The sequence below is a fragment of the Microvirga zambiensis WSM3693 genome (assembly GCF_016735695.1).
In the GTDB taxonomy this organism is placed as follows: domain Bacteria; phylum Pseudomonadota; class Alphaproteobacteria; order Rhizobiales; family Beijerinckiaceae; genus Microvirga; species Microvirga zambiensis.
The window spans coordinates 30,259-53,445 of sequence record NZ_JAERQD010000009.1 but is presented as its reverse complement, the minus strand read 5'-3'; the positions used below and the strand labels follow the sequence as shown (position 1 = coordinate 53,445).

Annotated in this window: 20 protein-coding genes; 17 read left to right on the top strand and 3 right to left on the bottom strand. The window is 65.7% G+C overall.

Going from position 1 to position 23,187, the window contains the following annotated elements; genetic code table 11:
* The first annotated feature begins 563 nt into the window (after window positions 1–563).
* The 3 genes from aspS to JKL46_RS09440 are packed head-to-tail and all read left to right on the top strand — an operon-like array spanning window position 564 to window position 4,335.
* The gene (gene aspS / locus JKL46_RS09450; protein ID WP_201832433.1) at window positions 564–2,372 is read left to right on the top strand and encodes an aspartate--tRNA ligase; all 1,809 of its coding nucleotides are present in this window, start codon (window positions 564–566) and stop codon (window positions 2,370–2,372) included.
* Complete coding sequence (locus JKL46_RS09445; protein ID WP_201832228.1) at window positions 2,369–3,241, top strand: glycosyltransferase family 2 protein; 873 nt, start codon at window positions 2,369–2,371, stop codon at window positions 3,239–3,241. Before aspS ends, JKL46_RS09445 begins: the two co-directional genes overlap by 4 nt.
* Window positions 3,238–4,335, top strand: a complete 1,098-nt coding sequence (locus tag JKL46_RS09440; RefSeq protein ID WP_201832226.1) for an acyltransferase family protein — start codon at window positions 3,238–3,240, stop codon at window positions 4,333–4,335. The genes JKL46_RS09445 and JKL46_RS09440 overlap by 4 nt, the downstream gene beginning before the upstream one ends.
* Here the strand turns inward: JKL46_RS09440 and JKL46_RS09435 are convergent.
* A complete protein-coding gene (locus tag JKL46_RS09435; protein WP_201832223.1) occupies window positions 4,307–4,927 on the bottom strand; it encodes a CatB-related O-acetyltransferase in 621 nt (206 codons plus the stop codon). The genes JKL46_RS09440 and JKL46_RS09435 overlap by 29 nt on opposite strands.
* Window positions 4,928–5,026: 99 nt before the next feature.
* Between JKL46_RS09435 and JKL46_RS09430 the strand changes: the two genes are divergently transcribed.
* A complete protein-coding gene (locus JKL46_RS09430; protein WP_201832220.1) occupies window positions 5,027–7,330 on the top strand; it encodes an NADP-dependent malic enzyme in 2,304 nt (767 codons plus the stop codon).
* Between the two features lie 173 nt (window positions 7,331–7,503).
* Here JKL46_RS09430 and JKL46_RS09425 read toward each other — a convergent pair whose 3' ends face one another.
* Both JKL46_RS09425 and erpA read right to left on the bottom strand, forming a co-directional pair.
* Window positions 7,504–9,363, bottom strand: coding sequence for a hypothetical protein (locus JKL46_RS09425; protein WP_201832217.1), 1,860 nt, complete (start codon window positions 9,361–9,363; stop codon window positions 7,504–7,506).
* A gap of 31 nt (window positions 9,364–9,394) precedes the next feature.
* Window positions 9,395–9,721, bottom strand: a complete 327-nt coding sequence (gene erpA / locus JKL46_RS09420; RefSeq protein ID WP_201832215.1) for an iron-sulfur cluster insertion protein ErpA — start codon at window positions 9,719–9,721, stop codon at window positions 9,395–9,397.
* An 88-nt stretch (window positions 9,722–9,809) separates the two neighbouring features.
* Between erpA and JKL46_RS09415 the strand changes: the two genes are divergently transcribed.
* From JKL46_RS09415 to JKL46_RS09355, 13 genes are all read left to right on the top strand, one after another.
* Window positions 9,810–11,024 (top strand): deoxyguanosinetriphosphate triphosphohydrolase, encoded by a 1,215-nt coding sequence (locus JKL46_RS09415; RefSeq protein ID WP_201832432.1) that lies wholly within the window; start codon window positions 9,810–9,812, stop codon window positions 11,022–11,024.
* Window positions 11,025–11,223: 199 nt separating this feature from the next.
* Window positions 11,224–12,984 (top strand): arginine--tRNA ligase, encoded by a 1,761-nt coding sequence (gene argS, locus JKL46_RS09410; RefSeq protein ID WP_201832213.1) that lies wholly within the window; start codon window positions 11,224–11,226, stop codon window positions 12,982–12,984.
* Window positions 12,985–13,091: 107 nt separating this feature from the next.
* Complete coding sequence (locus JKL46_RS09405; protein ID WP_201832211.1) at window positions 13,092–14,516, top strand: SPOR domain-containing protein; 1,425 nt, start codon at window positions 13,092–13,094, stop codon at window positions 14,514–14,516.
* Between the two features lie 70 nt (window positions 14,517–14,586).
* On the top strand, window positions 14,587–15,606 hold the full coding sequence (gene nagZ, locus JKL46_RS09400; protein WP_201832210.1) for a beta-N-acetylhexosaminidase: 1,020 nt from the start codon (window positions 14,587–14,589) through the stop codon (window positions 15,604–15,606).
* 39 nt (window positions 15,607–15,645) lie between these two features.
* Complete coding sequence (locus JKL46_RS09395; protein WP_201832209.1) at window positions 15,646–16,446, top strand: segregation and condensation protein A; 801 nt, start codon at window positions 15,646–15,648, stop codon at window positions 16,444–16,446.
* Between the two features lie 13 nt (window positions 16,447–16,459).
* Window positions 16,460–17,185, top strand: coding sequence for an SMC-Scp complex subunit ScpB (gene scpB / locus JKL46_RS09390; RefSeq protein ID WP_425493248.1), 726 nt, complete (start codon window positions 16,460–16,462; stop codon window positions 17,183–17,185).
* Window positions 17,182–18,306 carry an ABC transporter ATP-binding protein gene (locus JKL46_RS09385; protein WP_201832206.1) on the top strand — a complete coding sequence of 375 codons (1,125 nt, stop codon included), beginning with the start codon at window positions 17,182–17,184 and terminating at the stop codon, window positions 18,304–18,306. Before scpB ends, JKL46_RS09385 begins: the two co-directional genes overlap by 4 nt.
* A gap of 57 nt (window positions 18,307–18,363) precedes the next feature.
* Window positions 18,364–18,618: a twin-arginine translocase TatA/TatE family subunit gene (locus JKL46_RS09380; protein ID WP_201832205.1), complete on the top strand. Its 255-nt coding sequence runs from the start codon at window positions 18,364–18,366 to the stop codon at window positions 18,616–18,618.
* Between the two features lie 74 nt (window positions 18,619–18,692).
* On the top strand, window positions 18,693–19,298 hold the full coding sequence (gene tatB, locus JKL46_RS09375) for a Sec-independent protein translocase protein TatB (protein ID WP_201832203.1): 606 nt from the start codon (window positions 18,693–18,695) through the stop codon (window positions 19,296–19,298).
* The gene (gene tatC, locus JKL46_RS09370) at window positions 19,295–20,098 is read left to right on the top strand and encodes a twin-arginine translocase subunit TatC (protein WP_201832201.1); all 804 of its coding nucleotides are present in this window, start codon (window positions 19,295–19,297) and stop codon (window positions 20,096–20,098) included. Before tatB ends, tatC begins: the two co-directional genes overlap by 4 nt.
* Before the next feature lie 100 nt (window positions 20,099–20,198).
* Window positions 20,199–21,560, top strand: a complete 1,362-nt coding sequence (gene serS, locus JKL46_RS09365) for a serine--tRNA ligase (RefSeq protein ID WP_201832197.1) — start codon at window positions 20,199–20,201, stop codon at window positions 21,558–21,560.
* A gap of 3 nt (window positions 21,561–21,563) precedes the next feature.
* On the top strand, window positions 21,564–22,328 hold the full coding sequence (gene surE, locus JKL46_RS09360; RefSeq protein WP_201832195.1) for a 5'/3'-nucleotidase SurE: 765 nt from the start codon (window positions 21,564–21,566) through the stop codon (window positions 22,326–22,328).
* A gap of 13 nt (window positions 22,329–22,341) precedes the next feature.
* Window positions 22,342–23,025: a protein-L-isoaspartate O-methyltransferase family protein gene (locus tag JKL46_RS09355; protein WP_201832188.1), complete on the top strand. Its 684-nt coding sequence runs from the start codon at window positions 22,342–22,344 to the stop codon at window positions 23,023–23,025.
* Window positions 23,026–23,187: the final 162 nt, after the last annotated feature.

Below are 23,187 nucleotides of genomic sequence, written 5' to 3'. Positions count from 1 at the left end.
CCGCCGCCGTCGTGATATCCACCGCGTCATGCCCGGGCTCGTCCCGGGCACCCACGTCTTGGGAGGCGCGGCGCCTCACCGCATTGAGGTCACCGGCACTGATCCCCGGAACAAGTCCGGGGAGGTGACGACATGGGAGGGCGAGGATTCCGGTCTCGAAGACGTGGGTCCCCGGGACAAGCCCGGGGATGACGAGGGAGGATGTGATGACAGCGGAGGGAAACATCCTCCCGGGAGGAGTGTCGTACTGTCATCCCGGACGAAGCGGAGCGGAGATCCGGGATCCATAGCCGCCGACGCTGCAGAACCATGCGCGACACGGATCGTCTCGTCCTGAGACGGCGTGGGTCCGGATCCCCGCCCGCGCGGGGATGACAATGTCGAGGATCAAGGACCTCGTTCTAAGAACGATCCCGGATCGCCTGCGGCGCCCGGAATGACGGCGGCCCCGCCCCTAGGAGCACCCCGTGTGGCCCCATTTCCTCCTTCGTCCTTGACTTCCCTGGCCTCCCATGGATGTTGCGCTTCAAATCGAACCAGCAGGCTTGCCCATGTCCGCCTCCATGCACCGTTACCGCTCCCACACCTGCGGCGCGCTCCGCGAATCCGATGTCGGCCAGGTTGCCCGGCTCTCCGGCTGGTGCCACCGCATCCGTGACCATGGCGGCGTGCTGTTCATCGACCTGCGCGACCATTACGGCATGACGCAATGCGTGATCGATCCGGATTCCCCGGCCTTCAAGCAGGCCGAGGCGGCCCGTTCGGAATGGGTGATCCGGGTCGACGGCAAGGTGCGCAAGCGTCCGGCCGGAACCGAGAACGCGGAACTCCCCACGGGCCTGATCGAAGTCTACATCACCGATATCGAGGTGCTGGGCCCCGCGGCCGAGCTGCCGATGCCGGTCTTCGGCGACCAGGAGTATCCGGAGGAGACCCGTCTCACCTACCGCTATCTCGACCTGCGCCGCGAGAAGCTGCACAATAACATCATGAAGCGCGGCGCGATCATCGATGCGCTCCGCTCGCGCATGAAGTCGAGCGGCTTCTTCGAGTTCACGACGCCGATCCTGACGGCCTCGTCCCCGGAGGGCGCGCGCGACTTCCTGGTGCCCTCGCGGATCCATCCCGGCAAGTTCTATGCTCTGCCGCAGGCGCCGCAGCAGTTCAAGCAGCTGATCATGATCTCCGGCTTCGACCGGTATTTCCAGATGGCTCCCTGCTTCCGCGACGAGGACCCGCGCGCCGACCGTCTGCCGGGCGAGTTTTACCAGCTCGACGTGGAGATGAGCTTCGTCACGCAGGAAGACGTGTTCCAGACCATGGAGCCCGTGATCCGCGACACCTTCAAGGATTTCGCCGACGGCAAGCCGGTGACCGAGGTCTTTCCGCGCATCCCGTATTTCGAGTCCATGCTGAAATACGGCAACGACAAGCCGGACCTGCGCAACCCGCTGATCATCGCCGACGTGTCGGAGGTGTTCACCCGTGAGGACGTGACCTTCAACGCGTTCAAGAACGTGATCAAGTCGGGCGGCGTCGTGCGTGCGATCCCGGCGACCGGTGCCGCCTCGCAGCCGCGCTCCTTCTTCGACAAGCTCAACGACTGGGCCCGCACGGAAGGCGCGCCCGGCCTCGGCTACATCGTGTTCGAGGAAGAGGGCGGGCAGATCCAGGCCAAGGGTCCGATCGCCAAGTTCATCCCGGAAGCGGCGCAAGCCGTGATCCGCGAGAAGGCCGGCATCAAGGCGGGCGACGCGGTGTTCTTCTCGGCCGGCGCCGAGGACAAGGCGGCCTCGCTCGCCGGCAAGGCGCGCACCCGCATCGGCGACGAGCTCGGCCTCATCGACAAGGACCGCTTCGAATTCTGCTGGATCGTCGACTTCCCACAATACGAGTGGAACGAGGACGAGAAGAAGATCGACTTCTCGCACAACCCGTTCTCCATGGCCGATTACGACCACGACGAGTTCATGGCGCTCGACCTCTCGGACAAGGACAAGATCCTCAAGATCACGGCCTTCCAGTACGACATGGTCTGCAACGGCTACGAGATGGCGTCGGGCTCGATCCGCAACCACCGTCCCGACCGGATGGTGAAGGCCTTCGAGATCGCCGGCTACGGCGAGAAGGAGGTCATGGAGCGGTTCGGCGGCATGTACCGTGCGTTCCAGTACGGCGCGCCGCCCCACGGCGGCATGGCGGCGGGCGTGGACCGCATCGTGATGCTGCTCTGCGGCGCGCATAACCTGCGCGAGATCACGCTGTTCCCGATGAACCAGAAGGCGGAAGACCTGCTCCTCGGCGCGCCCTCCGAAGCGACTCCGAAGCAGCTGCGCGAGCTGCACATCCGGACGAATTTGCCGGAGAAATGAGAAGCGACGACGTCACCGCCATCGTCGTGACCTTCGACAGCGCCCATGCGCTGCCGGAGTGTCTCGGCGCATTGCAGGCGGATGGCGTCCCCGCGCTCGTGGTCGACAACGCCTCGGCGGACGCCACCCCCGCGATGGCCGAAGGGCAGGGGGCGCGGGTGATCCGCAATGCCCGCAACGAGGGTTATGGCCGCGCCAACAACATCGGCGCGCGGGCGGCAGAGAGCGAGTTCCTGCTCGTCGTCAATCCGGACTGCGTCGTCGAGAACGGCGCGGTCGCGTGCCTCGTCGATGCGGCGCGGCGCTATCCCGATGCGGTGCTTCTCGCGCCGCAGATCGTCGAGCCCGACGGGCGCGTATTCTATCAGCCGCGTTCGCTGCTCGCGACCTCGCTGACCAATCCCGACGGCAAGCTCGTGCTCCCCGAGGGCGAAGCCTGCGCGCCGTTCTTCTCCGGCGCCTGCTTCCTCATCCGCCGCGACGTGTTTCTCGCGCTCGGCGGTTTCGACGAGAGCATCTTCCTGTTCTACGAGGATGACGATCTCTGCCGCCGCATCGCGGATTCCGGCGCCGCTCTGGTCTATGTGCCGCAAGCCATCGTGCGCCATGGCCGTGGGCGCTCGAGCGGCGAGAAGCGCGGTCGCATCTTCACCTCGCGCTGGCATCAGGCCTGGTCGCGGGCCTATGTGAGCCGCAAATACGGGTTGCCGAACCCGGCGCCCGGCATGTTCGCGATCAATGCGTTGAAGGCGGCGGCTGCGAGCCTGACCTTCCGGCGCAAGCTCGTCGAACGCTATGCCGGCTCGGCGGCGGGGGCACTCGCTTTCCTGAAGGGCGAGAAGGCGCTGGAGCGCGAAAATCTGTCATGAGCATATTGGCATTTCTCAACGGCGCTCCCAGCGTCTCGACAGCCTTAGGCCACGAGAAGAACAATTTCGGCCTGATCAGGCTCGCCCTGGCGCTCGCCGTCGTCCTGTCCCATGCATTCAGCGTCACCACCGGCACCATCACCGACGAGCCTCTGACCACCTCCACCGGCTTCACCCTCGGCGAGCATGCGGTGAACGGCTTCTTCGCCATCTCCGGTTTCCTCGTCACCATGAGCTTCGATCGGCGCGGCTGGCGTGATTATGCCATCGCCCGAACCCTGCGCATCGCACCGGGGCTGATCGTGGCGGTGCTCGCGGTGTCGCTTCTCCTCGGCGCCGCAATGACCACGCTGCCGGCCGAAGAATATTTCGTCAGCCCCGGCCTGCGGCGCTTCATCCAGTCGACGCTTCTGAGCTTCAAGACCAACATCGCCCTGCCGGGTGTGTTCGCCGATAATCCCTTCTCGTTTCCCATGGGCACGGTGTGGACCCTCAAATACGAGGTCATGTGCTATGCGGGCGTCTTCCTCATCGGCCTTGTCGGGCTGCTGCGGTCCCGCATCGCCGCGCTCGGCCTCGTGGTCGGGCTGGCGCTCGGTCTTGCCGGGCTGGATCTTCTGCGGCCCGATGCGCCGAAGGGCATGGAAACGGCGCTTCGCCTGCCGCTGATCTTCGCCTTCGGCGGCGCGCTCTACGTCTGGCGCGACCGGGCTCGCCTCTCGGGTTCGGTCGTGCTGGCGCTGATCCTCGTCACCTGGCTGAGCGCCGACACCTTCCTCTATAAAACGCTGCTCTTCACCGGAACGGCCTATGGCATCCTGTGGCTTGCCCTGGCGCCCGCGGTGACCCGCTTCGCCTATGAGCCCAAGGCCGATCTGTCCTACGGCACTTACCTCTACGGCTGGCCGATCCAGCAGAGCCTGCACGCGCTCTGGCCGAGCGCCGCCGCCGGTCTGCTGCTGGCGCCTTCGCTCGCGATCACGCTTATGGTCGCGGCCCTGTCCTGGACCCTGATCGAGAAGCCGGCTCTCGGCTTGAAAGCCAAAGCGCTCGGCCGCCGGACGCTCAGGACGGTTGAGCCCGCAGCACCCTGACCGCCGCGACCAGTTCGCGGATCCGGTCGCTCTGCAGCAGTGGGATCAGGGTCGCGATCTTGTCGCGCGGCAGATCCCACCATTGAGCGTCGAGCAGGGCGGCGACGGTCTCCTCGTCGAAGCGATAGCGGATGACCTTGGCGGGGTTGCCGCCGACGATGGCGTAGGGCGGCACGTCCTTCGTCACGACGGCATGGGCTGCCACGACGGCGCCATGCCCCACCGTCACGCCAGACATGACGATCGCGCCTGAGCCGAGCCAGACGTCGTGGCCGATGGTCACGTCGCCGCGGGAGGTGTGATAGTCCTCGCTCCGAGGCGCGGACGGCCAGAGATCCGGGAAAGCGGAGAAGGGATAGGTCGTGCCCCATTCGGTGCGATGGTTGCCGCCGAGCAGGATCTCGACCTTGTCGGCGATGGAGCCGTAGCGGCCGATGGTGAGCTTTTTGCCCGACTCGGGAAAACGCACCTTCGGCTTGCCGTAGGTATATTCGCCGATCTCGTAGCCGTAGCGGCCGGCCATGCGGGCGAGATGGACGCGGGTCTGGTTGTGCGGGTTGCGCCAGTTCTTCAGGCGGTGCCGAAGCTTCATCGTGCGGCCTCGAAAGGCCGGAGAAGAACATTGACGAAGGGGGGCAGCACGCGCACAAGGGCCTCCGGATTGGTTTGGTCGTTGCAAGGAGCGTCGGGGATGGGAGACAACATCTCGCAGGATCTGAAATCGGGTGCGATGTTCTACCATCAGTATCCGCGCCCCGGAAAGCTTGAGATCCAGCCGACCAAGCCTCTCGGCAACCAGCGCGACCTGGCGCTGGCGTATTCCCCAGGCGTCGCCGCCCCCTGCGAGGCCATCGCCGCCGATCCGGCCGAGGCCGCCAACCTCACCTCGCGCCAGAACCTGGTGGCGGTGATCTCGAACGGCACGGCCGTTCTCGGTCTCGGCGATATCGGCCCGCTCGCCTCCAAGCCCGTGATGGAGGGCAAGGCGGTCCTGTTCAAGAAATTCTCCGGCATCGACGTGTTCGACATCGAGGTGGCCGAGACCAACGTCGACAAGCTCGTCGAGGTGATCGCGGCGCTCGAGCCGACCTTCGGCGGCATCAATCTCGAGGACATCAAGGCGCCGGAATGCTTCGAGGTCGAGGAGCGGTTGAAGGCCCGCATGGGCATCCCGGTCTTCCACGACGACCAGCACGGCACGGCGATCATCGTCGGCGCCGCGGTGACGAACGCGCTCGAACTCGCCGGCAAGCGCATCGAGGACGTGAAGATCGTCACCTCGGGTGCAGGCGCCGCAGCGCTCGCCTGCCTCAATCTCCTCGTGTCGCTCGGCGCCAGGCGCGAGAACATCTGGGTCACGGACATCAAGGGTGTGGTCCATGAGGGCCGCAACGAGCTCATGGACCGCTGGAAATCGGTCTATGCGCAGGACACCGACGCCCGCACGCTCGCCGACGTGATCCCGAACGCCGACGTTTTTCTCGGCCTCTCGGCCGGCGGCGTGCTGAAGCCGGAACTGCTCGCCCAGATGGCGCCGCGCCCGCTCATCATGGCGCTCGCCAATCCATACCCCGAGATCATGCCCGAAGAGGCGGAGGCCGCGCGTCCCGACGCGATGATCTGCACCGGGCGCTCGGATTATCCGAACCAGGTCAACAACGTCCTGTGCTTCCCCTACATCTTCCGCGGCGCGCTCGATGTCGGCGCGACCACGATCAACGAGGAGATGAAGGCGGCGGCCGTGAAGGCCATCGCCGGGCTCGCCCGCGAGGCGCCATCCGAGGTGGTCGCCCGCGCCTACGGAGGCGAGGCGCATCCTTTCGGCGCGAAGTCCCTGATTCCGAGCCCGTTCGATCCGCGCCTCATTCTGCGCATCGCGCCGGCGGTGGCGAAGGCGGCGATGGATTCCGGCGTCGCCACGCGGCCGCTCGCGGATCTCGAGGCTTACGCCGAATCCCTCGGCCGCTTCGTGTTCCGCTCCGGCTTCATCATGAAGCCCCTGTTCTCGCAGGCGAAGGCCGATCCGAAGCGCGTGATCTATGCCGAGGGCGAGGACGAGCGCGTCTTGCGCGCGGTGCAGGTCATCGTCGAGGAGGGCATCGCCAAGCCGATCCTGATCGGCCGCCCGAGCGTCGTCGAGGCACGCATCAAGCGCTTCGGCCTGTCCATGGAGATGGGTAAGCATTTCGAACTGGTGAATCCGGAGGACGATCCGCGCTATCGCGACTATGTCGCGACCTATGTGGAGGCGGCGGGCCGCAAGGGCATTACGCCGGATGCGGCAAAAACCCTGGTACGCACCAACTCCACCGTCATCGGCGCGCTCGCCGTGCGGCGAGGGGATGCGGATGCTTTGATCTGCGGCATGGAAGGGCGCTTCCAGTCCCGCGTCAAGCACATCAAGGACATCATCGGGCTGGCGCCCGGCGTGCACGAGATGGCGGCCCTGTCGCTCGTCATCACGTCGAAGGGCGCGTACTTCCTCGCCGACACCCATGTGCAGTTCGATCCGACGGCGGAGGAGATCGCCGACATGACGATCGCCTGCGCCAGCCATGTGCGCCGCTTCGGCATGGAGCCCAAGATCGCGCTGCTCTCGCATGCGGATTTCGGCGCCGCCGACACCCGCTCGGCGGTGAAGATGCGCAAGGCGCTCGCCTGCATCAACGAGCGTGCTCCCGAACTCGAGGTCGACGGCGAGATGCAGGCGGATGCGGCGCTGTCCCAGATGATCCGCGACCGCATCTATCCCGGCTCGCGCCTGAAAGGCGAAGCGAACGTGCTGATCATGCCGAACCTGGACGCTGCCAACATCGCGTTCCAGTTCACGAAGGTTCTCGCGGATTCGCTGCCCGTCGGCCCGATCCTCATCGGTCCGGCCAAGCCCGCGCATATCCTGACGCCGTCGGTGACGGCGCGCGGCATCGTCAACCTCACGGCCATCGCGGTCGTGGAGGCGCAGGCGGCGGAAGCGGATCAGCCGACGCTGATTTGATGTCTTGACGCTCTGCGGCGCTCCTAGATGGAGGTCCCACCACCACGTCATCACCGGCCTCGTGCCGGTGATCCCGATTGAATGAGGCGCGGCGCTTTTCCGTATCGAGATGGCCGGGACAAGCCCGGCCATGACATCTAAACAGAGTGAAGCGTGCTTGCGCGAAGCGGTTACTACTCCGCCTTCGCGCTCACATTCAGCTGATCGAAGATCGCCTTCGGATCCGGCATCAGTACCGCTTCCACGATGCCGAAACCTGACGGGTCCTTGGGCGTGGCGTTGATGGTGAGCTTGCCGGGCTTGGCGATGAAGCGGGCGATGGCCTGGCTCAGATTGCGGGCGGGCTCGGAGCTGCCGATCATGGCCGGCACCACGAAGGCCGCGCCGGCGGCATAGGTGCGGCGCAGCGATTCCGGCTTGGTCTTCTGCTCCTTCGCGGTCTTGTCGAGATAGCGCTCGAACAATCCCTTGTTCTCGACCGTGATATCGAGCGCCTTCGCCCGCGCTCCTGCAAGCGCCACGGCCGCGATGGCGGTGTCGGCATCGAAAAGGTCGCGGCCGACATTCCCGATGATTCCGGTCACGGCGAAGTTGCCCATGTCCTGGCCCTGGAACGAGACCTCGCTCAGGGCGATCTCGTTCGCGGCCTCGTTCCACGTAGCGGCGGCGAGAAGCGAGACGTCGATGTTCTTGTAACCGAGGGCAACCAGTTCCTTGATGCCGTCGTCCGTGCTGCTCGACGGCAGCGCCATCGTGAAGTTCTGAAGCCCGATCCTGATATTGGTCGGAACCGCATTCACCGGCTTTTCCGCCGTGAGCTCGAGGCCTTTGAAGGCGGCCTGGACCTTCACTTTCTTGCCGTCATCGTCGCTCGTCCCGTCGAGGGAGAAACCGGAGAGCTTCACCGTGCCGAGCGTCGGGACGAGGCTGCGGGCAGTGGTGGGATCGAGGTCGTCGAGGGACTTGCCCGGCAGGTTGCGCAGACCCTCGATCGTCTGGCGGAACGAGAACCCGGTGAAGCTTAACGAATCGAGCTTCGCGCGGTTGTCCTTGTCGGAAAACTCGAAGCCCTCCCAGCGCACATCCGCGGGCTTGCCTTCCGCACCGCCCGTATAAGCGATGTGGGCGATGCGAACCTGACCGGGAGAATCGCTGCTCTTCGATGTCGCCTCGATGCCGGAGGCTTCCATGGAGCCGATCTGGAAGGCTTCCAAAAGGTCCGCGATGGCCGGGAGGAGGCGGCCCTGTTCTTCGGCCGAGAGATCTTTGCGGTCGGCCATCTCGGTCAGGATGCCGGCCGTACCGGTCCAGGAATCCTTCGTCGGACGTGCCAGGAAATCCCTGCCGCCGATGCGGGCGACCTTGAAGACCGTATCGGTTTCATTGTCCGCGAACTCGACGTTGTCGATCGCGAAGGCGCCGTAGATCCTGGTGAACGGGGGCGAGGCGCCCTCCGCCTTCGTCTCGTAGAGCCTCGCCAGCGCCGGCAGGTCGAAATCGTCCATGGACGCGCGCCCGGTGCTGATCAGCACGTTACCTTTGGCGCCGCTCGCCTGCGTGGCGCTCGTCTCGAACAGCGCCGAGGCGATCCGGCCGTTGGCGACGTCCTTCAAGACGGTGTTCTTGTACGTGGTCGTCTGGCTTTCCTTGCCCAAAACCTGCGTCACCCGGGCTTCGGGGATCGTGATCTGCTTCGCGGTGATGCGCTTCAGCCGGCTTTCCATCGGCTCCGTCGAGGACGAGGACAACAGCGCCTCGATATCGGCGCGCGACGAGGACGTGCCGGTCAACTCGATGCGCTTCGCTTCATAGGTGGTCGGCCCGATGGTGAGGCGCACATCGTCCAGGCTGACGCTGTCGGCGGATTGCGCGAAGGCCGCGCTCCAGAGCGAGACCTTGACGGCTCCGATCGTCAGCCGTTCGCCGTCGTGGCCGAAGTCAAGGTCGCGAACCACGGCGGGTTCGAACTGCAGCGCCGCCGTACCGGCGATCAGAGCGAGCGCGCAGATGCCTGCGCGGGAGCGATATCTCATGGTGAATCCCCGAGCCGGGCTGGAAAAGGCTTTATAGCGAGAACGAGGTGCCGCAACCGCAGGAGGCGGTGGCGTGAGGGTTCTCGATCTTGAACGATTGGCCGATCAGATCGTCCACGAAATCGATGACGGAGCCGTCCATATACTGGATCGAGACCTCGTCCACGACCACCGTGGCCCCGTCCCTCTCGATCACGAGGTCGTCGTCCTGCCGGGTCCGGTCCACGTCGAAGGCGTATTGGAACCCGGAGCAGCCGCCTCCGTTCACGCTGATTCGCAAGTGCGAGCCGTCAGGCTCGGCGGCCATGATCTCGTTGATGCGGCGGGCGGCGCGGTCGGTCAGGGTGATACCGGTCATGAACACTTCCAGTCCATTCAAGGACGCAATTCTTGCATATGATCTCAAGAGCAAGGTAAGTGCCCTCTGACAAGGCTTCAACCCGGTGATGATCGTGCGGCCCTTTGGCGAGAGATGGCGAGCTTCCTACGCCTGCGACCCATGGGGAAGCCGCGGGCGCCTTTTTCCCGAGGCCGTTTCCCCGACCCGCAGCGAGTTCCAGCGCGACCGGGACCGGATCATCCATTCCTCGGCCTTCCGCCGGCTCAAGCACAAGACTCAGGTCTTCGTCTATCACGAGGGCGACCATTTCCGGACCCGGCTGACCCACACCATCGAGGTGAGTCAGATCGCCCGGGCGCTGGCCCGCTCCCTCGGGCTCGACGAGGATCTCGCCGAGGCTTTGGCGCTCTCCCACGACCTCGGCCATACGCCCTTCGGCCATACCGGCGAGGACACCCTCGACGAGTGCATGGCGGGTTTCGGCGGCTTCGACCATAACGCCCAGGCCCTGCGCGTCGTGACCCGCCTCGAGCGCCGCTACGCGGAATATGACGGGCTGAACCTGACCTGGGAGACCCTGGAGGGGCTGGTCAAGCATAACGGGCCGCTGCTCGATGCCGAGGGCAATCCGACCCTGCGCTATGCCGCCCGCGGCGTTCCCCTGGCGATTCTCGAATACAACGCCCTCCAGGACCTGGGACTCGCCACCCATGCCGGGGGAGAGGCCCAGGCCGCGGCGATCGCCGACGACATCGCCTATGACGCCCACGACATCGACGATGGCTTGAGGGCGGGGTTGTTCCGGATCGAGGATCTGCGCGAGGTGCCGTTCCTGGCCGCGCTGCTTGAGGAGATCGAGGCGCGCTATCCGAATCTCGACCTGTCGCGCCGCATCCACGAGCTGACCCGACGCGTCATCACGCGCTTCGTCGAGGACGTCGTGGCGGAGGGCGAGCGCCGGATCGCGGCGCTGGCGCCGCAGAAGGCCGAGGACATCCGGCAGGCGGGCGAATCGGTGATCTGCTTCTCGAGAGGCATGAATGAGGCCGATGCTTCGATCAAGCGCTTCCTCTATGCCCGCATGTATCGCCACCCCGACGTCATGCGGGTGCGGGCCCAGGCCGACGACGTGCTGCGCGACCTGTTCCGACGCTTCAAGGCCGAGCCGGAGACGATGCCGGAGGAATGGCAGACCGATCTACCGAAGGACGACGAGCCGCGGCTTGCCCGGCGGGTGGCCGACTACATCGCCGGCATGACGGACCGCTATGCGATCCTCGAGCACCGACGCCTGTTTGACGCGACGCCGGACTTGCGTTAGGCGCGGCTGAGCCTTCGCGAGCCAAACGACGCAGCCCTCATCCTGAGGAGCCGCGCAGCGGCGTCTCGAAGGAGGATCCAGAATGCACTGGAGGCGCCCTGATCCTTCGAGACGGCCTGACGGCCTCCTCAGGATGAGGGCTTAAGTGAGCGTTGGTTGGCTGAGATCGGGGCCTTATCGCCCATTGAGATGAAGTACCATGAACATTTTCGGGCTGTTTGAGAAACGGGTTGCGGATGCGCTCGGCCGGTTGGCCGAAGGGGCCAAGATCCCATCGGGGCTGGATGTCAGCCGCGTCGTGGTCGAGCCGCCGCGCGATCCCTCCCATGGCGATCTCGCCACCAACGCCGCCATGGTGCTGGCCAAGGAGGCGCGCATGAATCCGCGCGCCCTGGCCGAGCTTCTGGTCGCCGATCTGCAGGACGATCCGCGCGTCACCAAGGTCGAGATCGCCGGGCCCGGCTTCATCAATATCCGGCTTGCGCCATCGGTGCTGCACGAGGTTTTGCGCGCGGCCGTCGTCGATACGAACGGCTTCGGCCGGAGCGGGCAGGGGGCGGGCGCTCCCGTCAACGTGGAATACGTCTCGGCCAACCCGACCGGTCCGATGCATGTCGGCCACTGCCGCGGCGCGGTCTTCGGCGATGCGCTCGCCGGCCTGCTCGATTTCGCCGGCTACAAGGTCACCCGCGAGTACTACATCAACGACGCCGGCGCGCAGGTCGACGTGCTCGCCCGCTCGGCCTATCTCCGCTACAGGGAGGCTCTCGGCCACGATATCGGAACGATCCCGGAAGGCCTCTATCCGGGCGATTACCTGAAGCCGGTCGGCGAGCGGCTTGCCAAGGAATACGGCCCGAGCCTGCTCGACAAGCCGGAGGCCGAGTGGCTGCCGCTCGTCCGCGAGGCTTCCATCGCCGCCATGATGGACATGATCCGCGACGACCTCGCGGCGCTCAACATCCACCACGACGTGTTCTTCTCCGAGCGCTCCCTGCAGCTCGGTCCGGCGGATCAGGTGAAGGAGCTCATCACGGAGCTTCGCGGTCGCGATCTCGTCTATATGGGCCGCCTGCCGCCGCCCAAGGGCCAGAAGGACGAGGATTGGGAGGACCGGGAGCAGCTTCTGTTCCGCGCGACCTCCTTCGGCGACGAGGTGGACCGTCCGCTGCTGAAATCGGACGGCTCCTACACCTATTTCGCCTCCGACATCGCCTATCACCGCTCGAAGTTCGAGCGTGGCTTCGCTTCCATGATCGACGTGTGGGGCGCAGACCATGGCGGCTACGTGAAGCGCATGCAGGCGGCCGTGAAGGCTGTCTCGGACGGCAAGGCCGATCTCGACGTGAAGCTGTGCCAGCTCGTGAAGCTGTTGCGTGGCGGCGAGCCGGTGAAGATGTCCAAGCGTTCGGGCGATTTCGTCACCCTGCGCGAAGTGGTCGACGAGGTGGGCCGGGATGCAGCCCGCTTCATGATGATCTTCCGCAAGAACGATGCGACCCTGGATTTCGACCTCGCCAAGGTGGTGGAGCAGTCCAAGGACAACCCGGTCTTCTACGTCCAGTATGCCCATGCCCGCTGCGCCTCGGTGTTCCGGCAGGCGGCGGAGGCGTTCCCGGGCGCCGATTTCTCGGCGGCGGAGCTGGCGAAGGCCGACCTGTCGATTCTCAGTGACGAAGCGGAAATGGACCTCGTCCACCGCATTGCCCAGTTTCCTCGCACCATCGAGGCCGCGGCGGAGGCTCACGAGCCGCATCGGGTCGCGTTTTACCTTTACGATCTGGCCAGCGCCTTCCATAGCTTATGGAATAAGGGCAAAGACTTGCCGCAATTACGCTTTGTTAATCTAACTGATAAAGATTCAACGAAAGCGAGACTCGCTCTGGTGCATGCCCTGAAGGGCGTGCTTGCATCTGGTCTCGCAATCCTGGGCGTTATGGCCCCCGACGAAATGCGATAGTGTTCTCTGAGGCGATTCAAGCGCTTAGGGAGATTCTTCGTCGGGTCCTGTCACGTCGTGCCGGCGGAGCAACGGGTGCTCCTGTCGCGTAACTGGAGATCCGGCGCATGAGCGAATCAGTAAAGCCCCGTTTTGCCGTCGACTTTAACGAGATCGAACGGCAACTCGCCCAGGCGGGCAATCCGCAGACCCAGCAGACTTCCGTCGGACGGAGCGATCCGCTGGCAGAATTGGCCCGGATCGTGGGGCAGGACGACCCATTTCAGTCGATTCTGGCCAATGACGGCTCGCCCCGTCAGCGCCAGCAGGGCGCTTCCATCGACGACCTTTTCGCCGTCCGCGACACTATGACGCCAGCTCCGGCCCGCGCTCCGCAGGCGGTGCACCCGGCACAGTCCTATGCCCATGACGCCTATCCCCAGGCCAATGTCCGTCACCATGAGCCGGCCTATGCGCAGGCGCCCGCGCCGCAGCACCAGGACGCCTACGGCAACGAGGCCTATGCCCAGGACTACTACGCCGATCAGGCCGCGCAGTACCCGGACCAGGATTACGAGCAGGATCAGGATTATGCGCCGGTCGAGAGGCCTCGCTCCCGCAAGGGCGCAATCGCCATCGCGGCCGTCATCGGCGCCGTGGTGCTGGGCGGCGGCGGGGCCTACCTCGCCTCCGGTTCGGCTGCGATCACGGGTGGCGAGCCGCCGCTGATCAAGGCCAACAACGAGCCGACCAAGGTTCAGCCGCAGAACCCGGGCGGGGTCGAAATCCCGAACCAGAACAAGCAGATCTACGAGCGTGCCGCCCAAAGCGGGGCCACCAAGGTGGTCAACCGCGAGGAGCAGCCGGTCGATGTCCAGCAGGCCGTGCGCATGAACGGCAACGCCGTGGCCGACGCCACGGGCGGCACCGTGCCCGGCGTATCGGTGAAGCCGCACCAGACCGCGAGCCTGAACCTCGGCGAGCCGCGCAAGGTCCGCACCGTCACCATTCGCCCTGACGGCACCGTTGCCGGCGCCGAGCCTCCGGCCGCGCAGCCGGTCGCGACTGCCGCCGCCGGAGCCATGACCCTGCCGCCGCAGGCGCAAGCCGCGCCAGTCGCCCATGCGACGCCTGCCCAGGCGACGCCGTCCCAGCCCCGCCCTGCGGCGAGCACGCCGGTCGCGGCGCCGTCCACGCCGGCTGCGACCCCCAAACCCGCTCCGGCGGCCGCAACGCCTGCCAGCGCGCCGGCTCCGGTTCAGGTTGCCTCGGTACAGCCGACCGCTCCCGCCACGACGGAGACCACCTCGACCGGTGGCTTCGCCGTCCAGCTCGGCCTCGCCAATTCGGAAGCCGCTGCCCAGACCGCCTTCGCCTCGTATCAGCGCAAGTTCCCGGATCTGCAGGGCAAGCCGGCAATGATCCGCAAGGCCGAGGTGAACGGCAACACGATCTACCGCGTCCGTGTCGGACCGCTGCCGAAGGAGGAGGCCTCCTCCCTCTGCTCCAAGCTGCAGGGCCAGGGCGGCCAGTGCTTCGTCGCCAAGAACTGATTACAGAACCGCTTAAGCGTGGCGGGTGAGATTCCTTGACCCTGCCGAGCAGGGGACGTAAGGCGCGGGTATGACAATCCGCGCCTTTATTGCTGGATGCTCCGGCTTCGAACTCACCCCGGACGAGGTCGCTTTCTTTCGGGAAGCGAAGCCGTGGGGCTTTATCCTGTTCCGCCGCAATGTGGACAACCCGGAGCAGGTGAGGGCGCTCTGCGACTCCTTGAGGGAGACGGTCGGGCGCACCGATGCCCCGATCCTGATCGATCAGGAGGGCGGCCGGGTTCAGCGCATGGGGCCGCCGCACTGGCCGAAATACCCCTCCGGAGCAACCTATGGCCGTCTGCACGCCAACGATCCGCTCGTCCGGCGCGAGATCGTACGCCTCGGAGCGCGGCTGATCGCCCACGATCTTCGTGCGGTCGGGATCACGGTCGATTGCCTGCCGGTGCTCGACGTCCCGTCGCCCGGCGCCCATGACGTGATCGGCGATCGGGCCTACGGCAAGACGCCCGGCGAGGTGGGAATCTTGGGCCGTGCCGCCGCAGAGGGATTGCTGGCCGGCGGTGTCCTGCCGGTGGTCAAGCACATGCCGGGCCACGGCAGGGCCGGCGCCGACAGCCATCTGGCGCTGCCCGTGGTCGAGGCCTCGCGGGAGGAGCTGGAGCGGCACGATTTCGCCCCCTTCCGCATGCTCACCGACATGCCCCTCGCGATGACGGCCCACGTGGTCTACACCGCGCTCGATCCGGAGAACCCCGCCACGACTTCGCGTATCGTCATGGACGAGATCGTCCGAGGCCATATCGGCTATGACGGGCTGGTGATGACCGACGATCTCTCCATGCATGCCCTCTCGGGCTCGTTCCGCGACCGGACCGAGGCCGCCTTCGCCGCCGGCTGCGACATGGGTCTCCACTGCAATGGCCGGATGGAGGAGATGGCTGGAGTCGCAGAGGCCACTCCGGCTCTCGAAGGGGACGCGCTTCGCCGCGCTAACGCAGCGTTAGCTCGGATCACCCATGATCCGGAGCCTCTGGATCCTGTGGATGCAAGGTCCAGGCTCGATTCCGCGCTTGCGATGATCGCCTAAAGCTTATGAAGCTCGAAATGCGATGAGTTGAGTACGTCGATGGCAAAGCCCTTACCTTTCGAAGACGTCGAGATGACCGAGCGGTCCGAAAGCGAGCCCGCTCTGCTCGTCGACGTGGACGGGTTCGAGGGGCCGCTCGACCTCCTGCTCGAACTGGCCCGCCGCCAGAAGGTCGACCTGCACCGCATCTCGATCCTGGCGCTCGCCGAGCAATACATCGCCTTCATCGAGGCGGCCCGCCGCATGCGCCTCGAACTGGCGGCGGATTACCTCGTGATGGCGGCTTGGCTCGCCTATCTCAAGTCGCGCCTCCTGCTTCCCGAGCCGCCGAAGGGCGAGGAGCCGAGCGCCGAGGATCTCGCCTCGGCCCTGGCCCTGCGCCTGCGCCGCCTGGAGGCGATCCGCGAGGCCGCCAAGAAGATGGGCGAGCGCGCCTGGCTCGGCCGCGACGTCTTCGCCCGCGGGGCGCCCGAGCCCGTGATCGTCAACCGCAATTCCATTTACGAGGCGAGCCTCTACGACCTCCTCAAAGCCTATGCCCACCAGCGGCAGATCCAGTTCAACGCCAGGGTGTCGCTGCACAAGCGGAACGTCTGGTCGCTGATCGACGCGCGCGAGGCTCTGGAGCGCCTGGTCGGGCACTTGAGCGACTGGGTGACCCTCGACACCTATCTCATGGAATACATGGTCGAGCCCTCGATGCGCTCGACCGTTATGGCCTCGGCCTTTTCCGCCACCCTGGAAATGGTGCGCGAGGGCAAGCTCACGCTCCGGCAGGACGAGGCCTTCGCTCCGCTCTGGGTCAAGCCGATCGCCGACCCGGCGGAGGCAGGAATCTAGGATGCTGCCCGACATGCAGGACGAAGAAGAAACGATCGATACGCCCGAGGCCGACGAGTCCGAGGTCAGCCAGGAGCCGGATCATGTGCCCGATCACGGCGAGGCCATGCGCATCGCCGAAGCCCTGCTGTTCGCAGCCGCGGCGCCCCTGAGCGCGGAAGATCTGGCCGGCCGCCTGCCGGAAGGCGCGGATGTCGACAGGATCCTGCAGGACCTGAGCGAGCTCTATGCCTTGCGTGGCGTCAATCTCGTCCGGGTTGCCGGGAAATGGACTTTCCGCACTGCCAGCGACCTGTCCTTCGTGCTGGCCCGCGACGTGGTCGAGCAGCGCAGGCTCTCCCGCGCCGCCATGGAGACGCTCGCCATCATTGCCTATCACCAGCCGGTAACCCGCGCCGAGATCGAGGAGATCCGTGGCGTCGCAACGTCGAAGGGCACCGTCGACACGCTTCTGGAAACGGGCTGGATCCGCCTGCGCGGCCGCAGGAAGGCGCCGGGCCGCCCCGTCACCTATGGCACCACCTCGGGTTTCCTGGAGCATTTCGGCCTCGATGCCATCGAGGACCTCCCGGGCCTGGAGGAGCTCAAAGGGGCGGGCTTCATCGAAGGCCGCGTTCCCTCCGATTTCTCGGTGCCTGTTCCCTCCGATGCGGATGCCCTGCGTGAGGACGAGGATCCCCTCGAGGACGAGCCGCAGCAGCCCCTGGACATGCACCGGAGCGAGGCGGGAGAGGAATGACCTCAAATCCCGCCGGCTCCGCCCGCGACCGGTTTCGGCTGCCTCGCTGGGGGCAGCGCGGCACCGCGGGCGCCTCGATCCCGGCCCAGCTCGCCTTCGAGAATCTCGTTCAGGCCTATGACAGCCTGCGGGCACTCGACGGTGTTTCGCTGACCATCGAGCCGGGAGAGATCATCTGCCTGCTTGGCCATTCCGGCTGCGGGAAGACCACGCTGCTGCGCATCGCCGCAGGGGTCGAAGCACCGACCTCCGGCCGGGTGCTGATGGACGGACGCGAAGTCAGCGGGCCGAGGACGTTCCTGGAGCCCGAGCGGCGCGGCATCGGCCTGATGTTCCAGGACTATGCCCTCTTTCCGCACATGACGATCCTGCAGAACATCATGTTCGGTCTGAAGGATCTTTCCGCGGCGGAGGCGGGCGTCGCCGCGCGCCGGGCACTGTCCCGCGTCGGCCTCGAGCATTACGCCGGCGAGTATCCTCATACCCTGTCCGGCGGCGAACAGCAGCGTGTCGCGCTCGCGCGCTCCATCGCGCCGCGTCCCGGCGTGCTGCTGATGGACGAGCCGTTCTCGAATCTCGACCGTCGCATGCGCGACGCGATCCGCGACGAAACCGTCGCAATCCTGAGAGAAACGGGCGCAACGACCATCGTCGTGACGCACGATCCGGAGGAGGCGATGCGGATTGCCGACCGGATCGTGCTCATGCGCGCCGGCAGGATCATTCAGCAGGGGGAGGCCGAGGAGATCTATCACCGGCCGGCGAACCTCTTTGCCGCACGCTTCTTCTGCGACTTCAACGAGCTTGAGGGCGTCGTCCGCAGCGGTCGGGTTTCCTGCGCCGTCGGCGTCTTTCCGGCGCCGCATCTGGAGGATGGTCCGGCCATCGTCTGCGTGCGGCCGCAGGGCCTGAAGCTCAGGCCCGCGGGCTTCTGCCTTCCGGGGCGTGTGGTGTCTCGTCGCTTCCTCGGCGAGGTCGATCTCGTGCATATAGACGTGCAGGGAATCGACCGTCCTCTCCAGGCCCGCGTTCACGATCCCGTTGGCGTTGCCGAGGGACAGGATGTCGGAGTGGAGGTCGATACTAAGGATGTCCTTGTTTTCGCCGCGTCCGACGCATAGGTTGGCGGCGAGATCGAATTGAAATATGGCGCCTTTTCGGGCGCAGGAGGAATTGCCATGGGTGGCACGAGTATTTGGCACTGGATCGTTGTCGGTCTGATCGTTGTCCTGCTGTTCGGACGCGGCAAGATCTCCGACATGATGGGCGATGTCGCGAAGGGCATCAAAGCCTTCAAGAAGGGCATGTCCGAGGACGAGACCACGGCGGCGACGCCTGCGCAGCCCTCCGAGCCCGTTCGTACGATCGACCATCAGCCCGGCACTCCCACGAGCACCGCAACCACCGCAACCACCGATCACAAGGTCGGTTAAGCTTTCATGCACAGCCACTTGTCGTGGCATGTCAGTATGCGTGAGTACCCAAGGGGCAGGTTCGAGGCCGCGTCATGTTGGACATGAGCTGGGGTGAGATCATGGTGATCGGTGCCGTCGCACTGATCGTGATCGGCCCGAAGGATCTGCCGAAGGCTCTGCGCACGGTCGGGCAGGTGACCGGCAAGCTTCGGCGCATGGCGGCGGAGTTCCAGGGCCAGTTCAACGAAGCCATGCGTGAGGCCGAGCTCGACGAGGTCAAGAAGCAGCTTCAGGGCGTGAACGACTCCGTGAACTCGGTCGGCAGCACGAACTTCAACCCGATCCAGACGATCCGGGACGAGCTGAAGACTTCCATCGAGGCCCCCGTGCCGGCCCCAGCGGCTCCCGAGGCGATCCCATCGCCAGAAGCCGCTCCGGAGATCTCTCCGGCGGAGGTCGTGCCGTCGGCTCCTCAGGAGGTTGCGGAGGCATCCGACGCATCGATCCAGGCTGCGGTGGAAGGTCGGGCTCCGGCTCCGGTCGATCCTCTGACCGAGCTGCCGCCCCCGCCAAGCGTCGATCCTGCCGTGGAAATCGCCGAATCCCTGCGGCGTGAGGCGGAATACGAGGCCCAGCAGGCCGCTCTCGCCGAACACCTTTCCAAAGAACCACAGAAATCGGACGCGAAAGCCGGATGACCACCGCCGTTGACGACGATGAGGTCGAGGCTTCGCGCGCGCCTCTGATCGAGCACCTGACCGAGCTCCGCTCGCGCCTGATCAAGGCGCTCGTGGCGTTCGTGTTAATGTTCTTCATCTGCTTCGCCGGCGCGAAGTACATCTACAACGCGCTCGTCTGGCCCTATGTGCTCGCGGTCGGCTCGCCCGAGAGGGCGCATCTCGTCTACACGCACGGCCTGGAATACCTGTTCACGCAGATCCAGGTGGCGGCTTTCGGCGCGGGCTTCCTCGCCTTCCCGATCATCGCGATCCAGATCTACAAGTTCGTGGCTCCGGGCCTCTATAAGAACGAGCGCCGGGCCTTCGTGCCGTATCTCGTCGCGACGCCCGTGCTCTTCGTCATCGGTGCATCCTGCGTCTACTTCATCGCGATGCCGCTGCTCATGCGCTTCTCGGTCGGCATGCAGCAGCTCGCGACGGATTCCAGCCCCGCCATCGAGTTCCTGCCCAAGGTCAGCGAATACCTGTCGCTGATCATGACCCTGATCTTCGCCTTCGGCATCTGCTTCCAGCTGCCGGTAGTCCTGACCCTGCTCGCCCGCGCCGGAATCATCGATTCGCAATTCCTCAAGGACAAGCGGCGCTATGCCATCGTGATCGTCTTCGTGCTCGCGGCCGTGCTTACCCCGCCGGACGTGATCAGCCAGTTCGCCCTTGCGATCCCTACCTTGCTTCTTTACGAGGCATCCATCTTCTCCGTCCGCATGGTCGAGAAGAAGCGTGCGGAAGCCGAGGCCGCGCGCGCGGCGGAAGGGTAGGAGGCCGAAAGGTCTCCCCATCGACCGCCTTCCTCGGCAAGAGTTGAAGGGGCGGTCATGTCGAAGGGCAGGGCCGCTTCACGAAGCAGGTCTTAATCCCATGCACGACATCCGCTCCATCCGCGACAATCCCGCGGCGTTCGATCAAGGCCTCCGGAACCGGGGCATGGAGCCCCTGTCCGCTGAGCTGATCGCCCTCGACGACAGGCGCAAGAGCGCCGTCTCCGCCCTGCAGGCGGCCACGGAGCGCCGCAACGCCCTGTCCAAGGAAATCGGCCAGGCCAAGGCGAAGAAGGACGAGGCGCGGGCGCAGGAGCTGATGGCCGAGGTCGCCCGCATCAAGGAGACGATGCCGGAGCTGGAGGAGGGCGAACGCGCCGCCGAGAAAGCTTTGTTCGAGGCGCTCGCTGCCATCCCCAACATTCCGAAAGTGGACGTGCCGGTCGGAGCCGACGAGCACGGCAACGTGGAGCGTCATCGCTCCGGCACACCGCCGACCATGAACAGCGCCAAGCAGCATTTCGAGCTCGGCGAGGCTCTCGGCCTGATGGATTTCGAGACGGCGGCGAAGCTCTCGGGCTCGCGCTTCGTCGTGCTCAAGGGCGGGCTTGCACGCCTTGAACGCGCGCTCGGCCAGTTCATGATCGACCTGCACACGAACGAGCACGGCTACACGGAAGTGAACCCGCCGCTCCTGGTGCGCGACGATGCCATGTTCGGCACGGCGCAGCTGCCGAAGTTCGAGGACGATCAGTTCTGGGCCTTCCCCGGCAATTCACTCGAGCAGGTCGTCGCGGCAGCCCTCGACGGTCAGCCGCGCGATGCGATCGCCAAGATGATCAAGGATACCCGCTACGGCATGATCCCGACGGCGGAGGTGACGCTCACCAATCTCGTGCGCGAGCAGATCCTCTCCGAGGAGGAATTGCCCCTGCGTTTCACCGCGCTGACTCCGAGCTTCCGCGCCGAGGCGGGCTCCGCCGGCCGCGACACGCGCGGCATGATCCGCCAGCATCAGTTCGTGAAATGCGAGCTCGTCTCGATCACGACGCCGGAGACTTCCGCCGACGAGCACGAACGCATGCTGACCAGCGCCGAGAACGTGCTGAAGAAGCTGGAGCTGCCGTTCCGCACCATGACGCTCTGCACCGGCGACATGGGCTTCTCCTCGACCAAGACCTACGACATCGAGGTGTGGCTGCCGGGGCAGGGGATGTATCGCGAGATTTCGAGCTGCTCGGTCTGCTCCGACTTCCAGGCGCGACGCATGAATGCCCGCTATCGCGCGGCCGGCGAGAAGCAGCCGCGTTTCGTGCACACGCTCAACGGCTCCGGCCTCGCCGTCGGCCGCACGCTCGTTGCCGTGCTGGAGAACTACCAGAACGAGGACGGCAGCGTCACGATTCCGTCGGTGCTGCAGCCCTATATGGGCGGCATGACCCGTATCGAGCGGCAGGCTTAGACCATGCGCATTCTCTGCACCAACGACGACGGCATCCATGCGCCGGGATTGAAGACCCTGGAGGCGATCGCCCGCGCCCTGTCGGACGATGTGTGGGTGGTGGCGCCGGAAACGGATCAGAGCGGCGTCGCGCATTCGCTGTCGCTCAACGATCCGTTGCGCCTGCGCGAGATCTCCGAGCGGCATTTCGCCGTGAAGGGCACGCCGACCGATTGCGTGATCATGGGCGTGCGCCACCTCATGAAGGGCGCAAGGCCCGACCTCATTCTCTCTGGCGTCAACCGCGGGCAGAACGTGGCGGAGGATGTGACCTATTCCGGCACCGTGGCCGGCGCAATCGAGGGCACGATTCTCGGGATTCCCTCCATCGCACTGTCGCAGGCCTACGGCCCCGGCACACGCAACGCGCCGCGCTGGCAATGCGCCGAGCATCACGGCCCCGGGGTGATCCGCAAGATCCGCGAAGCGGGAATGGACCGGGGCATCCTCGTCAACGTGAATTTTCCCGATTGCGAGCCGGACGAGGTCGAGGGAACGGCCCTCGTCAACCAGGGCCAGCGCACGCAGGAGCTCCTGCGCCTCGACGAGCGCCAGGACGGGCGCGGCAATCCTTACTTCTGGATCGCCTTCGAGCGCCGCCCTTTCACGCCCGGCAACGGCACCGATCTCTGGGCCATCGCCAACCGGCGCATCGCCGTCACGCCTTTGCGCGTCGACATGACCGACGAGCCGACCCTGACGCGCTACGCGCAAGCCTTCGGCGGGTAGGGGTGCGGACGCCATGAACGAGGATGTGCCTGACCTGCCTGAAGCGGAGAACCGCATCGAGCAGCAGGCGATCGGCGCCGCGTCCTTCATTCTGTCCTTACGTGCGAAAGGCATCCGCGACACGGCGCTGTTGCGCGCCATGGAGCTCGTTCCGCGCGAGGTTTTCGCCCCGCGCCGCTTCACCGATCTCGCCCGCACGGAGGTTGCGCTGCCGCTGCCCTGCGGCCAGACCATGACGGGACCCGGGACGGTTGCGGCGATGCTCCTGGCGCTTAGCGTCAGGCCGGGCCAGAGGGTGCTCGAAGTGGGCACCGGGAGCGGCTATGTCACGGCGCTGCTCGCGAAGCTCGAGGCCGACGTGACTTCCGTCGAGCGCTTCAGCACCCTTGCGGAGAGCGCGGCCCAGCACCTCAGGATCGTCGAGGCCGGGAAGGTTCAGCTGGAGGTCGGGGATGGTCTTGCCACCCGCGTCCGCGACCGGTTCGATCGCATCCTGCTCAACGGAGCCTGTACGGAGATACCGGAGGCCGTGAAATCACTCCTTGCACCGGGCTCACGGCTTGTAGGCGCCCTGACGGTCGAGGGAGTGCCGCATCTCGTGCAGATCGAACGCGACGCGGCAGGCGAGCTGACGCAGACGCTCGGTGCGCCGCTGCGCATTTCGCCCCTCGTGACGGGCATTGCGGCAACTCTCTGAACCGTTCCAAAAAAAATCTCGGACAAGGTTACGAAAAAGTACGCAGCATCAACCGTTGCTTAACCTGAACAGGCTTTTAATGGCTCCATCGAGTTGCGTTCGGTTGGGGTTGAGTGATGCGGTTTCGTGTGTGTTCAGGGCATTGGGTTGCGGTGTCGCGGA